The organism is Pseudonocardia humida (assembly GCF_023898865.1).
In the GTDB taxonomy this organism is placed as follows: Bacteria; Actinomycetota; Actinomycetes; order Mycobacteriales; family Pseudonocardiaceae; genus Pseudonocardia; species Pseudonocardia humida.
Window position 1 is genome coordinate 39,724 of record NZ_JAGSOV010000022.1, and the last position, 12,810, is coordinate 52,533.

Sequence of the window (12,810 nt, forward strand, 5' to 3'; positions counted from 1 at the left end):
GGGTGAGGATCGATCCCGGACCGGCGCATCGGACGCCGGCCGGGAGGGGACGGGCATGGACATGATCCCGCAGGGCTACCCGCTGATCGTGACGATCGAGGAGGCCCAGCACCTCGTCATCGGGTGGACCGAGGTCACCGCGAACACCTTGGCGCCGGTCACGGTGCCCCTGCGCGGGCCGGGGACGCCGCGGGTGCACGACGACGAGTTCGAGTACACGCTGCCCCCGGTGGTCCACTGAGCCGGCGGGCGTCCGCCGCTCAGGCCGCCCGGTAGGTCAGCGGCGCGACCTCGACGACCGACCCGGCGCGCACCAGCCGGGCGATGTGCTGCTCGGCCGTGCGCGCCTCCACCGTGTCGACGAAGGCCGTGTCGACGTGCGGGCGGTACACCAGCCGGTGCGCCACGACGTCGGCCAGCGAGCGGGGTTCGGCGAGGAACTCGGTCAGCGCCGCGTCGCGGCGCGCGATCACGGTGCGGTAGGCCGTCAACCGCGCCCGGAACTCCTCGGCCCCCTCGACCACGCCCTTCTGGTGGAAGGTCCCGTACCAGCGGGCGTCGACCTCGGCGCAGGCCCGGATGGAGCGCTCGAAGTCCTCCAGGTCGCTGCCCACGTCGCCGTAGTACGGGCCGAACGAGGTGAGGTCGATGTCGGCGACGTAGAAGAAGCCGTCCGGCTCGACCAGCAGGCCGCTGTGCCCGGCCGTGTGCCCGGGCAGGTGCACCACCGTGGCCGTGCGGTCGCCGAGGTCGAACACGTGGCCGTCGGCGACGCCGGTGGCGTCGGGCCGGGCCGCGACCCGGAAGTCGGTGGGCAGGCTGCGCCCCAGGTCCTCGGTGAGCGCGGGCGGCAGCCCGTAGCCCTCGACCAGCGCCCGGGTCGAGCGGATCCCGGCGAGGTCTGCCTCGTGCACGTGGACCGGCCGGTCGATCTCGCCGAGGCCGACGACGTGGTCCTCGTGGGCGTGGCTGACCACCACGGCGTCCACCGCGGGCAGCTCGTCGGGCCCGCCCAGCGCCAGCGACGGGTCGACCAGCAGCGTCCCGCCCGACCCGCGCACCACGAGGGAGTTCCCGTACGGGTAGGTGCCGCCGTTGGCCGCGCGCAGCACCGCGACCGCGCCGTGCTCGACCTGTTCCCAGCCCTGCGCCATCGCCCGCTCCCGGTTCGACGTCGGTGTCCCGGAAGATCCTTGCCTCTCGGCCGGCGCGCGGGAAGGGGCGCGCTCAGCCCGGGGGCGGCCGCCGGGTAGGGCCGGGGGTCGGCGGTGGGCTCGATGCACATGCGCGCCGACCCAGCGCGGTCGCCTCGTCCAGCACGGTGTTCTCCGGGTCCTGAGCGCCTGGGGGCGACGTCCTCGGTGTGGGCAAGTCGGCCGGGCTGCGAGGCGTCGCGGCGCCCCCCGCGGGTACATCCCTCCAAGATCACATGGAGGAGGGCGACGATGTTCGACCGAATGCGCCAGAAGCTCGGCCTGCTACCGACGGCCGAGGACGTCAGCGCGGACGACCACACCGCCCGCACGCGCGAGACCGGCGGCGCCGACCACGACGACGCCGACAGCGCCACGACCACCGGGACCGGCACGAACGAGGAGTTCGTCGGGCGGGTCGCCGGCCAGACCGAGGGGGACGCCGGCTGGTCCGGTGCCGAAGCCCGCGCCGAGGGAACCGCGGAGCGCAACCCCTGACCCGTCGAGAACGAACCTGTCGTCGTTTTGGACCGGTCCAATCGACGACAGCTTCGTTCTCGACGGGTGAGGGCGGGGTGGTGGTGGCGCCCAGGCGGGAGGAGACCAGAGCGAGACACCCTTGACGCCCCCGAACCCACCCGCCTACCGTGACCGGCAGTTGATATATCAGTCTTCATCAACAGCTGTTCCGGAGGTCACGTCATGGCGGTCGATGTGGGGCAGGGCCTGCGCAGCCCCGGCCGGATCCTCGGTGCGGACCTGGCGGAGCTCGATCCCGAGGTGCACCGGGCGGTGAGCGCCGAGCTCACCCGCCAGCGCCGCACCCTGGAGATGATCGCCAGCGAGAACTTCGCGCCGCTGGCCGTCCTGCAGGCGCAGGGATCGGTGCTGACCAACAAGTACGCCGAGGGCTACCCCGGCCGCCGCTACTACGGCGGCTGCGAGCACGTCGACGTCATCGAGCAGCTGGCGATCGACCGGATCGCGGCGCTGTTCGGGGCCGAGTTCGCCAACGTGCAGCCGCACTCCGGCGCGCAGGCCAACGCCGCGGTGATGGCCGCCCTGCTCGCCCCCGGCGACACGATCCTGGGCCTGGACCTCGCCCACGGCGGCCACCTCACGCACGGCATGAAGCTCAACTTCTCCGGCCGGCTCTACGACGTGGCCGCGTACCACGTCCGCGAGGACGACCACCGCGTCGACATGGCCGAGGTCGAGCGCCTGGCCCATGAGCGCAGGCCGAAGCTGATCGTCGCCGGCTGGTCGGCCTACCCCCGCCACCTCGACTTCGCCGAGTTCCGGCGCATCGCCGACTCCGTCGGCGCCTACCTGATGGTCGACATGGCCCACTTCGCCGGGCTGGTCGCCGCCGGGCTGCACCCGTCGCCGGTCCCGCACGCCCACGTGGTCACCTCCACCACCCACAAGACGCTCGGCGGCCCGCGCGGCGGGTTCATCCTGGCCGGGCGGGAGCTGGCCAAGAAGCTCAACTCGGCCGTGTTCCCCGGCCAGCAGGGCGGGCCGCTGGAGCACGTGATCGCGGCCAAGGCCGTGGCGTTCAAGGTCGCCGCCGGGCCCGAGTTCCGCGAGCGCCAGGAGCGCACCCTGCGCGGCGCGCGGATCCTGGCCGAGCGGCTGCTGGCCGAGAAGGACGTCGGCGTCGTGTCCGGGGGCACCGACGTGCACCTGGTCCTGGTCGACCTGCGCGACAGCGAGCTCGACGGCAAGCAGGCCGAGGACCGCCTGCACCGCGTGGGCATCACGGTCAACCGCAACGCCGTCCCGTTCGACCCGCGCCCGCCGATGGTCAGCTCCGGTGTCCGGATCGGCACCCCGGCGCTGGCCGCGCGCGGCTTCGACACCGACGACTTCACCGAGGTCGCCGACATCGTGGCCAGGGCGCTGCGACCGGCCGCCCCCGAGTCCGAGCTCGACGCCCTGGCCGACCGGGTCGCCGCGCTCGCCGACCGCCACCCCCTCTACCCGGAGCTGCCGGCATGAGCGAGCTCGCGAGCGGATCATCGGCGCAGCGCACGCCACCGGGCGCGCACCTGCCCGAGCACCCCGACTTCCTCTGGCGCACGCCCGAGCCGAGGAGGACCTACGACGTCGTGATCGTCGGCGGCGGCGGGCACGGCCTGGCCACGGCGCACTACCTGGCCAAGAACCACGGCATCACGAACGTCGCGGTGCTGGAGAAGGGCTGGCTCGCCGGCGGCAACATGGCCCGAAACACCACCATCATCCGCTCGAACTACCTGTGGGACGAGTCCGCGGCGATCTACGAGCACGCGCTGAAGCTGTGGGAGGGGCTGGAGGACGACCTCGGCTACCCGATCCTGTTCTCCCAGCGCGGCGTGCTCAACCTGGCCCACAGCGAGCAGGACGTGCGCGACTCGGTGCGTCGGGTCGAGGCCAACCGGCTCAACGGCGTCGACGCCGAGTGGCTGGGTCCCGACGAGGTCGCCAAGCTCTGCCCGATCGTCAACGTCTCCGCCGACATCCGCTACCCCGTGCAGGGCGCGACCTACCAGCCGCGCGCCGGGATCGCCAAGCACGACTACGTGGCCTGGGGCTTCGCCCGCCGCGCCGACGCGGCCGGCATCGACCTCATCCAGGACTGCGAGGTCACCGGCTTCACCACCGACGGCGACCGGGTCACCGGGGTCCGCACGACCCGCGGCGACATCGCCTGCGGCCGGGTCGCGCTGTGCGCGGCCGGGCACACGTCGGTGCTGCTGGACATGCTCGGCGTCGCCGCGCCGCTGCAGTCGCACCCGCTGCAGGCGCTGGTCTCCGAGCTGCTCGAACCCGTGCACCCGACGGTGGTGATGTCCAACGCCGTGCACGTGTACGTGTCGCAGGCGCACAAGGGCGAGCTGGTCATGGGGGCGGGCGTGGACTCCTACAACGGCTACGGCCAGCGCGGGGCGTTCCACGTCATCGAGCGCCAGATGGCCGCGGCGGTGGAGCTGTTCCCGGTGTTCGCCCGCGCGCACCTGCTGCGCACCTGGGGCGGGATCGTCGACGTCACCCCGGACGCCTCCCCCATCGTCGGGCGCACGCCCTACGAGAACGTCTACCTCAACTGCGGCTGGGGCACCGGCGGGTTCAAGGCCACCCCCGGCATCGGCTGGTGCATGGCCGACACGATCGCCCACGACGAGCCGCACCCGCACGTCGCCCCGTTCAGCCTCGACCGCTTCACCACCGGAGCGCTGGTCGACGAGCACGGCGCCGCCGCCGTGGCCCACTAGGAGACCACCGTGCAACTCATCCGCTGCCCCTGGTGCGGCCCCCGCGAGGAGGTCGAGTTCCACTACGGCGGGCAGGCCCACGTCGCCTACCCGGACGATCCCGCCGCGCTCACCGACGAGCAGTGGGCCCGGTACGTCTTCTTCCGCGACAACCCCAAGGGCGCCTTCGCCGAGCGGTGGAGCCACAGCGCGGGCTGCCGGCGCTGGTTCAACGCGGTGCGCGACACGCGGACCTACCGGTTCCTCGCCGTCTACAAGCCGGGCGAGGCCCGCCCGGAGGTGGCGTCGTGAGGGTCGACGGATACGGGCGGATCGACCGTTCGCGCACCCTGGGCTTCACCTTCGACGGCCGCAGCTACACCGGGCACCCGGGCGACACCCTGGCCTCGGCGCTGCTGGCCAACGGCGTGCACCGGATCGGGTCGAGCGTCACGCTCGGGCGGCCCCGCGGCATCAGCGCCGCCTGGTCCGAGGACGCCACCGGCCTGGTCCAGGTCGAGGAGCCCTTCCCGGAGCCGATGCTGCTGGCCACCACGGTCGAGCTGGTCGACGGGCTGGTCGCCCGCGGGCTGGGCGGGCAGGGCCGCCTCGCCGAGGTCGCCGACACCGCCCGCTACGACCGCATGCACCACCACGTCGACACCCTGGTCGTCGGGGCCGGGCCGGCCGGGCTGCTGGCCGCGCGGGCCGCGGCCCGCCGGGGCGAGCGCGTGGCGCTGCTGGACGACCGGCCCGAGCCCGGTGGCTCGCTCACCGGCACCGAACGCATCGACGGCCGCCCGTCGCGGGAGTTCGTCGCCGATGTCGTCGCCGAGCTCGCCACCCACCCCGAGGTGGCGCACCTGCAGCGGACCACCGCCTTCGGCCGCTACGACGACGGGTTCGTGCTCGCCCTGCAGCACCGCACCGACCACCTCGGCGCCGACGCCCCGCGCACCCTGTCCCGCCAGCGGGTGCACCGGATCCGGGCCGGGCGCACCGTCATCGCCACCGGCGCGCACGAGCGCCCGATCGTCTTCGCCGACAACGACCGGCCCGGGATCCTGCTCGCCGCCTCCGCGCGCGATCTCCTGCACCGCTACGGCGTGCTGGCCGGCCGCGAGGTCGTGGTGTTCACCGGCGACGACGCCGCCTACGCTGCCGCGGTCGACCTGGCCGACGCCGGCGCCGCGGTGACGGTCGTGGAGGCCCGCCCGCAGGCGCCTGCGCACTGGGCGGGCGCGGCCGCCGACCGCGGCATCCCGGTGCTGACCGGTTCGCTGGTCGCCGGCACCGAGGGCGCGCCGGGCGACGGGCGCGTCAGCGCCGCGGTCGTCACCGGCGCCGACGGCGCCCGGACGGTGCTCGGCTGCGACCTGCTGGCCGTCTCGGGCGGCTGGAACCCCACCGCGCACCTGTTCAGCCACGTGCGCGGCACCCTGGCCTACGACCCGGCGCTGGGCGCGTTCCGGCCGGGCGAGGACCTCGACGGGGTCGCGGTCGTCGGGGCCGCGAACGGCACCCTCGACCTGGCCGGCTGCCTGCGCGAGGGCGCGAGCGGCGAGCGGCCGCCGTCGGCGGACGGGGAGCCCGAGCGCACCCCCGGCGCGATCGTCTGGCGGGTCGAGGGCCCGCACGACCGCCAGTTCGTCGACGTCCAGCGCGACGCCACCGTCGCCGACATCGCCCGCGCCGTGGGCGCGGGCATGCGCTCCGCCGAGCACGTCAAGCGCTACACGACCATCGGCACCGCGCACGACCAGGGCAAGACCTCGGGCGTGCTGGCCTCGGCGATCACCGCGGAGCTGCTGGGCGTGCCGATCGAGGACCTCGGCACCACCACCTTCCGCCCGCCGTACACGCCGGTCGCGTTCGCCGCGCTGGCCGGGCGCGAGCGCGGGCAGCTGTTCGACCCCGTCCGGACGACCGCGCTGCACGCCTGGCACGTCGGGGCGGGCGCGGTGTTCGAGGACGTCGGCCAGTGGAAGCGCCCGCGCTACTACCCGCGCCCCGGCGAGGACATGGAGGCCGCGGTGCTGCGCGAGTGCGCGGCCGTGCGCGACGGCGTCGGCATCCTCGACGGCTCCACCCTCGGCAAGATCGACGTGCAGGGCCGCGACGCCGCGGTGCTGCTCGACCGCGTCTACACGAACATGATGAGCAACCTGGCCGTCGGGCGCGTGCGCTACGGCGTGATGTGCGGCCCCGACGGCATGGTCATCGACGACGGCACCGTGCTGCGCCTGGCCGAGGACCGCTTCACGGTCATCACCACCACCGGTGGCGCGGCCAAGATCCTCGACTGGCTCGAGGAGTGGGTGCAGACCGAGTGGCCGGACCTGCGCGTGCACCTGGCCTCGGTCACCGAGCAGTGGGCGGTCTTCCCCGTCGTCGGGCCGCGCTCGCGCCATGTGATCAGCCGGCTCTTCGCCGACCTCGACGTCTCCAACGACGCCTTCGGGTTCATGTGCTGGCGCGACACCGAGCTGGACGGGGTGCCGGTCCGGGTCGCCCGGATCAGCTTCTCCGGCGAGCTGGCCTACGAGGTCAACGTCAACGCCTGGTACGCGCCCGCCGTGTGGGAGCGGCTGCTCGCCGCCGGCGAGAAGCACGGCATCACCCCCTACGGCACCGAGACCATGCACGTCCTGCGGGCCGAGAAGGGCTACCCGATCATCGGGCAGGACACCGACGGCACCGTCACCCCGCACGACCTGGGGATGGCCTGGGCGGTGTCGAAGAAGAAGTCCGACTTCATCGGCAAGCGCTCCTTCAGCCGGGCCGAGAACACCGACCCGCTGCGCAAGCAGCTGGTCGGGCTGCTGCCCACCGACGCGCGCACCAAGATCCCGGAGGGCTCGCAGGTGGTGGAGTTCTGCCCGGACGGCGCGCTGCCCGCGCCGCCGGTGCCGATGCTCGGGCACGTCACCTCCAGCTACCGCAGCGCCGCGCTCGGGCGCCCGTTCGCGCTGGCCCTGGTCAAGGGCGGGCGGCAGCGGGTCGGTGACGTCGTGCACGTGCCGGTCGGCGACGCCCTCGTCCCCGCCGAGATCACCTCCTCGGTCCTGGTCGACCCGGAAGGGAACCGTCGCGATGGCTGACACGCTGCACCGCAGCCCCGTGCTGCGGCACCGGGAGGACGCGTTCGCCCGGCTGCCCGAGGGGCTGGAGATCGTCGCGGAGCCGGACGTCGCGCTGGCCGACCTGCGGGTGCCCGAGGGCGCCGTCGCGAGTGCGACCGGGGTCGTCGGCGTCGCGCTGCCGCTGGAGCCGAACACCTGGGTGGCCCGCCCCGGCGGCCAGGTCGTCTGGCTCGGGCCGGACGAGTGGCTGGTCAGCGACGCGGACGAGCGCCCGGAGGCGCTGGAGGCGGCGTTGCGCGCGGCGGTCGCACCGCACGACGGCGCCGCCGTGGACGTCTCGGCCCAGCGCACCGCCGTGCGGCTGCGCGGGCGCCACGCCCGCGCCCTGCTCGCCACCGGCTGCGCCCTGGACCTGCACCCGTCGGTGTTCGGGGCGGGCCGCAGCGCGCAGACCACGCTCGGGCTGGTCGGGGTCGTGCTGCTGGCCCTCGACGACCGCGGCGAGGACTACCGGATCCTGGTGCGGCCCTCCTTCGCCGGCTACCTGGCCGACTGGCTGCTCGACGCCGCCGTCGAGTTCGAGCCGCCCGGCCCCGCCGCGGCGCTCTGATGGCGCCCGGCGCCGAGCTCGGGCGGCACCACCCATGCTCCTGACGGTCCTCGACCTCGCCGGCATCGCCGTGTTCGCCGCCTCCGGCGCGCTGGCCGGGGTCGCGGCACGGTTGGACCTGTTCGGCGTGGTCACCGTGGCCGTGCTGACCGGGCTGGGCGGCGGCGTCATCCGCGACGTCCTGCTCGGGCTCACTCCCCCGACCAGCCTGCGCCGCTGGCCCTACCTGCTCGCCCCCGTCGTCGTCGGGCTGCTGGTGTTCGCCTTCCACACCTGGGTGACCCGGCTGCGGCGGGCCATCGAGTGGGCCGACGCCTTCGGGCTGGCCCTGTTCGCCACGGCCGGGTCCGGCGCGGCGCTGGCGGCGGGCGCCCCTGGCGTCACCGCCGTCGTGGTCGGGCTGATCACCGCGATCGGTGGCGGCGTCATCCGCGACGTCCTGGTCGGGGAGGTGCCGCAGGTGCTGCGGCGCGAGGTCTACGCGGTCCCGGCCCTGCTCGGCGCGGCCGTGGTGGTGGTCGGGCACGACATGGGGCTGCCGCCCGTCCCGGTGGCGATCGGCGCCGCGGGTCTCGTGCTCGCCGTGCGGATCGTGGCGATGCTGCGGGGTTGGAACGCCCCGCTGCCCCCGGCGCCGCGGGACCGGCCGTGATGGGGCCGGTCGGGGCGGGCTCAGATCACCGCGCGGATGGCCCGCTCGAACCCGGTCACGTGGTCGCGGCTGATCGTCTCCGCGGTGTCGGCCTCGCCGGCGGCGATCGCGCGCAGCAGCCCGGCGTGCTCCCCCACGTGCCGGTCGACGTGGGCGAGGCGGTCGAGGAACAGGCAGTGGATGCGCGTGGCCAGGTTGTGGTAGCGCACGAGGGTGTCCTGCAGGTGCGGGTTGCCCGCCGCGCGGTAGATCGCCCGGTGCACGCGCAGGTCCCAGCGCATCAGCTCGGTGCGGTCGACCGCCCCGGCGTCGAGCCCGCCGGTGGCCTCGGCCAGCTCGGCCAGCTCGGTGCGCATGCCGGACCCGGCCACCTCGGCCGCCCGGCGCGCGGCCAGTGGTTCGAGCTGCACCCGGATCTCGGAGATGTAGGCCAGGTCGGTGATGTCGACCCCGGTGGCGAACGTGCCCCGACGGGGGTAGGCGACCACGAGCCGGTCGACCTCCAGGCGCTTGAGCGCCTCGCGGACCGGCGTGCGCCCCACCCCCAGGGAGCTGCTCAGCGCGGCGTCGTCGATCGGGGCCATCGGCGGGATGTCCAGCATGATCAGCCGGTCCTGGATGGCGGTGTAGGCCTGGTCGGCCAGCGATGTCGGCGCCGGCGGCGCCGTCGCGTGCTCCTGCGGGGCGGCGGTCACCCCGGCATCGTAGTACGTGCGAACCATCCGTAGCGACAGCGACATCCAGTTGATGTACCAATCGGAATGACCTGACATATCACCGGCGCACGGCAGAGGAGCGACATGACCGTCTCGGTGTTCGACCTGTTCAAGGTCGGTGTCGGCCCGTCGAGCTCGCACACGGTCGGGCCGATGCGCGCGGCCTTCCTGTTCGCCACGAGGCTGCGGGAGTCCGGCCTGCTCGCGCGCACCGCGGCGGTCCGCTGCGAGCTGTTCGGGTCGCTCGGGGCCACCGGGCACGGCCACGGCTCGGTGAAGGCCGTGGTGCTGGGCCTGTCCGGCGAGCAGCCCCACCTCGTCGACCCCGCCGCGGCCGGCCCGGCCGTCGAGGCGGTGCGCACCGACCGGCGGCTGCGGCTCGTCGGCACCCACGAGATCGACTTCTCGGTCGACGACGACGTCGTGCTGCACCGCCGCAAGCGGCTCGACTTCCACTCCAACGGCATGGTCTTCACCGCCGCCGACGCCGAGGGCACCGAGATCGAGCGCCGCGAGTACTACTCGGTCGGCGGCGGGTTCGTGCTCGACGAGGACGAGGCCGGCCGCCCGGTCCTGGTCGCGGACGACACCCCGGTGCGCTACCCGTTCACCACCGGCGACGGGCTGCTCGCGCTGACCCGCGAGTCCGGGCTGCGCATCAGCGACGTCATGCTGGCCAACGAGCTGGCCCGGCGCGATGAGGACGAGATCCGTGAAGGCCTGCTGCGCATCTGGGCGGTCATGCGCGAGTGCATCGAGCGCGGCACCCGCACCGGCGGTGTGCTCCCCGGCGGGCTGAAGGTCCGCCGCCGCGCCGCGGGGCTGCGCGAGCGCCTGGAGGCCGACGCCGACCGCACCGACCCGCTGCACGCCATGGAGTGGGTCACCCTCTCCGCGCTCGCGGTCAACGAGGAGAACGCCGCGGGCGGGCGCGTGGTCACCGCGCCGACCAACGGCGCGGCCGGGATCGTGCCCGCGGTCCTGCACTACGCGGCGACGTTCCTGCCCTCCTTCGACGACGACGCGGTGGTGCGGTTCCTGCTCACCGCGGGCGCGATCGGGCTGCTGTTCAAGGAGAACGCCTCGATCTCCGGGGCCGAGGTCGGCTGCCAGGGCGAGGTCGGCTCCGCCTGCTCGATGGCCGCCGGCGCGCTCGCCGAGGTCCTGGGCGGCACCCCCGAGCAGGTCGAGAACGCCGCCGAGATCGGCATCGAGCACAACCTGGGCCTGACCTGCGACCCGGTCGGCGGCCTGGTGCAGATCCCGTGCATCGAGCGCAACGCCGTCGCCTCGGTCAAGGCCATCACCGCCGCCCGGATGGCGGTGCGCGGCGACGGCACCCACCACGTGTCGCTGGACAAGGCGATCAAGACCATGCGCGAGACCGGCGCGGACATGAAGGACAAGTACAAGGAGACCGCTCGCGGCGGGCTCGCGCTCAACATCGTGGAGTGCTGAGCCCGCCGGCTCAGCCCAGCACGGCGCTGACGAACTCCTGGGCGCGTTCGCGCAGACCGGCCCGGCGCTGCTCGACGTCCGTGCCCGGCGTGGGCTTCCGCGCCGCGGTCGCCTTCTCGACCCGCACGTGCTCCGCGCACGCGAGGTCGCCGCACACGTAGGTGCCCGCGGTGTCGCCGTTGCGACCGGCGGGGCCGGGTCGCCGGGCCACGAACAGCTCCACCCGCCCGGGGGCGTGGGTGGTGCGGCACAGCGCGCACATCGCGGTCGTGCGCGCGCCCCGCTCCCCCGCCCGCAGCATGATCCCCACCGGCCCGTCGGCGCCGGGGACGAGCAGGACGCCGCGCTCGGGCGCCTTCGGGTCGCGCCAGCCCAGCACGTCGTCGACGGAGTCGAGGTCGAGGTCGCGCACCCAGGCCGGCAGGGTCATCCGGGCCGCCTCGCCCTTGGTCGAGTTCGCCATGGCGCCGCGGATGCGGGCTTCGGTGCTGGTCGTCCGGGTCATCGTCCGTCCGTCGTCGGGGTCGCCTCCACCCTAGGCAGCGCGGCGACCACCCGCCTCCGGATTGCGCTGCGCATCAGCGCCGCCACGGGGTCAGCCGCGGGTCGCCGCCTCCCCCAGCAGCTCCCCCGCGACCTCCTCCGCCCGCCGCGGCGCGCTGTCGACCTCCCGCTCGCGCACCCACCGCCGCGCGGTCCGCAGCACCCCCCGCGCGGCGCCTTCGCGCAGCTCGGGCGGGAGCGTCTCGATGTCGGTGGTCTTGGCCAGCCCGACGATGCGCCGGGTCATCTTGGCCGCGCCGAACAGCCACGCCTCCGAGCGCCACGTGCCGAGCAGGTGCTCGCGCAGGTCGTCGCCGAACATGCGGGGGTCGACGCGCCCGTCGGTCCAGAGCCGGCGGAACTCGGCCTCGAACGCGTCCCAGGTGCGCGCGCACAGCCCCAGCGCCCACGCGGCGCGCTCGTCGTCGCCGAGCGCGGTGGCCCGGGCCGCGGCGATCACGTAGTTGCCCCACAGGGCGCCGAGGTCGAACGCCACCGGGCCGTAGAAGGCGAACTCGGGGTCGAAGGCCTTCGCCGAGTCGACCGGGCCCTGCTCGCCGTCGGCGGCGCGCACCATCACCGAGCCGGTGTGCAGGTCGCCGTGCACGAGCGCCTCGGCCCGCGTCATGAACGTCCACTTCGCCCGGCCCATGGCATCGACCATCGTGCGGTCGGCGGCCAGCTCGGCCGCGTCGCCCTCGTTGGCCGGCAGCACGCTGTTGCGCCCCGCGTCGACGTAGGGCTCGGTGAACACCAGGTCCTCGGTGATCAGGCACAGCTCGGGGTTGACGCTGCTGGCCAGGGTGGCCGCGCGCGCGGCCGCGTCCATGCCCAGCACCGAGGTGCCGAAGGCGACGGCGGCGACGTAGCGGCCCATCGCCTCGGCCGCGCCGTCGTGGCGCAGGCCGTCGTTGAGCGCCGTGCGCCAGACGCGGTGGTCGGAGAGGTCCTCGATGGCCAGGACGTAGCGGTCGGGGTCGTAGTCGTGCAGCCGGGCCACGAGCCCGGGGGCGAGCCTGCCGTGCAGCCGCAGCGACTCGGCCTCGTGGCGGGCCCGGTCGGGCCCCAGCGGCCAGCTCGGGCCGACCAGGCGCACGTAGGGCAGGGCCTGCTTCAGCACGAGCCCGCGCCCGGCGCCGTCGGCCAGGATGAACACCAGGTTGAGGTTGCCGTCGCCGATCTCGCGCACCGAGCGGATGTCGCCGCCGTCGATGTGCTCGTGCAGCGCGGGCCGGGAGCGCACGTAGGCGGGCGCGGTCTCCGGGGTGAGCAGCTCGTAGGGCGCGTCGAGCGCCGTCTGCGTGGTCGTCATCGTCGCT

The 12,810-nt window shown here is 74.5% G+C and carries 13 protein-coding genes; 9 read left to right on the forward strand and 4 right to left on the reverse strand.

Translation table 11 applies throughout. The features are described 5' to 3' along the window. Positions 1–55 precede the first annotated feature (55 nt). A complete protein-coding gene (locus KDL28_RS10470; RefSeq protein ID WP_252437267.1) occupies positions 56–241 on the forward strand; it encodes a hypothetical protein in 186 nt (61 codons plus the stop codon). Between the two features lie 19 nt (positions 242–260). Here the strand turns inward: KDL28_RS10470 and KDL28_RS10475 are convergent, their stop codons facing one another. Further along, positions 261–1,154 carry an MBL fold metallo-hydrolase gene (locus KDL28_RS10475; RefSeq protein ID WP_252437268.1) on the reverse strand — a complete coding sequence of 298 codons (894 nt, stop codon included), beginning with the start codon at positions 1,152–1,154 and terminating at the stop codon, positions 261–263. A gap of 291 nt (positions 1,155–1,445) precedes the next feature. Here KDL28_RS10475 and KDL28_RS10480 point away from each other — a divergent pair, with 291 nt between their 5' ends. The 7 genes from KDL28_RS10480 (at position 1,446) to KDL28_RS10510 (ending at position 8,774) form a co-directional block, all read left to right on the forward strand. Then, the gene (locus tag KDL28_RS10480) at positions 1,446–1,691 is read left to right on the forward strand and encodes a hypothetical protein (protein WP_252437269.1); all 246 of its coding nucleotides are present in this window, start codon (positions 1,446–1,448) and stop codon (positions 1,689–1,691) included. A gap of 204 nt (positions 1,692–1,895) precedes the next feature. After that, positions 1,896–3,194 carry a serine hydroxymethyltransferase gene (gene glyA, locus KDL28_RS10485; protein WP_252437270.1) on the forward strand — a complete coding sequence of 433 codons (1,299 nt, stop codon included), beginning with the start codon at positions 1,896–1,898 and terminating at the stop codon, positions 3,192–3,194. Then, positions 3,191–4,450 (forward strand): sarcosine oxidase subunit beta family protein, encoded by a 1,260-nt coding sequence (locus KDL28_RS10490; RefSeq protein WP_252437271.1) that lies wholly within the window; start codon positions 3,191–3,193, stop codon positions 4,448–4,450. Before glyA ends, KDL28_RS10490 begins: the two co-directional genes overlap by 4 nt. A gap of 9 nt (positions 4,451–4,459) precedes the next feature. Further along, on the forward strand, positions 4,460–4,741 hold the full coding sequence (locus tag KDL28_RS10495) for a sarcosine oxidase subunit delta (protein WP_252437272.1): 282 nt from the start codon (positions 4,460–4,462) through the stop codon (positions 4,739–4,741). Beyond that, positions 4,738–7,530, forward strand: a complete 2,793-nt coding sequence (locus KDL28_RS10500; protein ID WP_252437274.1) for a 2Fe-2S iron-sulfur cluster-binding protein — start codon at positions 4,738–4,740, stop codon at positions 7,528–7,530. Before KDL28_RS10495 ends, KDL28_RS10500 begins: the two co-directional genes overlap by 4 nt. Then, positions 7,523–8,122 carry a sarcosine oxidase subunit gamma gene (locus KDL28_RS10505; protein WP_252437275.1) on the forward strand — a complete coding sequence of 200 codons (600 nt, stop codon included), beginning with the start codon at positions 7,523–7,525 and terminating at the stop codon, positions 8,120–8,122. The genes KDL28_RS10500 and KDL28_RS10505 overlap by 8 nt, the downstream gene beginning before the upstream one ends. A 34-nt stretch (positions 8,123–8,156) precedes the next feature. Further along, positions 8,157–8,774 (forward strand): trimeric intracellular cation channel family protein, encoded by a 618-nt coding sequence (locus KDL28_RS10510; protein WP_252437277.1) that lies wholly within the window; start codon positions 8,157–8,159, stop codon positions 8,772–8,774. A 20-nt stretch (positions 8,775–8,794) separates the two neighbouring features. Here KDL28_RS10510 and KDL28_RS10515 read toward each other — a convergent pair whose 3' ends face one another. Continuing rightward, positions 8,795–9,469: a GntR family transcriptional regulator gene (locus KDL28_RS10515; protein WP_252437278.1), complete on the reverse strand. Its 675-nt coding sequence runs from the start codon at positions 9,467–9,469 to the stop codon at positions 8,795–8,797. Between the two features lie 105 nt (positions 9,470–9,574). On the opposite strand from KDL28_RS10515, the gene KDL28_RS10520 reads away from it, so the two are divergent. Beyond that, on the forward strand, positions 9,575–10,948 hold the full coding sequence (locus KDL28_RS10520) for an L-serine ammonia-lyase (RefSeq protein WP_252437280.1): 1,374 nt from the start codon (positions 9,575–9,577) through the stop codon (positions 10,946–10,948). Positions 10,949–10,958: 10 nt separating this feature from the next. Here KDL28_RS10520 and KDL28_RS10525 read toward each other — a convergent pair whose 3' ends face one another. Beyond that, positions 10,959–11,453, reverse strand: coding sequence for an FBP domain-containing protein (locus KDL28_RS10525; protein ID WP_252437281.1), 495 nt, complete (start codon positions 11,451–11,453; stop codon positions 10,959–10,961). 90 nt (positions 11,454–11,543) lie between these two features. After that, positions 11,544–12,803: an S-methyl-5-thioribose kinase gene (gene mtnK, locus KDL28_RS10530; RefSeq protein WP_252437282.1), complete on the reverse strand. Its 1,260-nt coding sequence runs from the start codon at positions 12,801–12,803 to the stop codon at positions 11,544–11,546. Positions 12,804–12,810 lie beyond the last annotated feature (7 nt).

Excerpts from the sequence above, each read along its gene's own strand:
- KDL28_RS10470 (WP_252437267.1), top strand. The coding sequence starts at position 56 with ATGGACATGATCCCGCAGGGCTACCCGCTGATCGTGACGATCGAGGAG.
- KDL28_RS10475 (WP_252437268.1), bottom strand. The coding sequence starts at position 1,154 with ATGGCGCAGGGCTGGGAACAGGTCGAGCACGGCGCGGTCGCGGTGCTG.
- KDL28_RS10480 (WP_252437269.1), top strand. The coding sequence starts at position 1,446 with ATGTTCGACCGAATGCGCCAGAAGCTCGGCCTGCTACCGACGGCCGAG.
- glyA (WP_252437270.1), top strand. The coding sequence starts at position 1,896 with ATGGCGGTCGATGTGGGGCAGGGCCTGCGCAGCCCCGGCCGGATCCTC.
- KDL28_RS10490 (WP_252437271.1), top strand. The coding sequence starts at position 3,191 with ATGAGCGAGCTCGCGAGCGGATCATCGGCGCAGCGCACGCCACCGGGC.
- KDL28_RS10505 (WP_252437275.1), top strand. The coding sequence starts at position 7,523 with ATGGCTGACACGCTGCACCGCAGCCCCGTGCTGCGGCACCGGGAGGAC.
- KDL28_RS10510 (WP_252437277.1), top strand. The coding sequence starts at position 8,157 with ATGCTCCTGACGGTCCTCGACCTCGCCGGCATCGCCGTGTTCGCCGCC.
- KDL28_RS10520 (WP_252437280.1), top strand. The coding sequence starts at position 9,575 with ATGACCGTCTCGGTGTTCGACCTGTTCAAGGTCGGTGTCGGCCCGTCG.
- KDL28_RS10525 (WP_252437281.1), bottom strand. The coding sequence starts at position 11,453 with ATGACCCGGACGACCAGCACCGAAGCCCGCATCCGCGGCGCCATGGCG.
- mtnK (WP_252437282.1), bottom strand. The coding sequence starts at position 12,803 with ATGACGACCACGCAGACGGCGCTCGACGCGCCCTACGAGCTGCTCACC.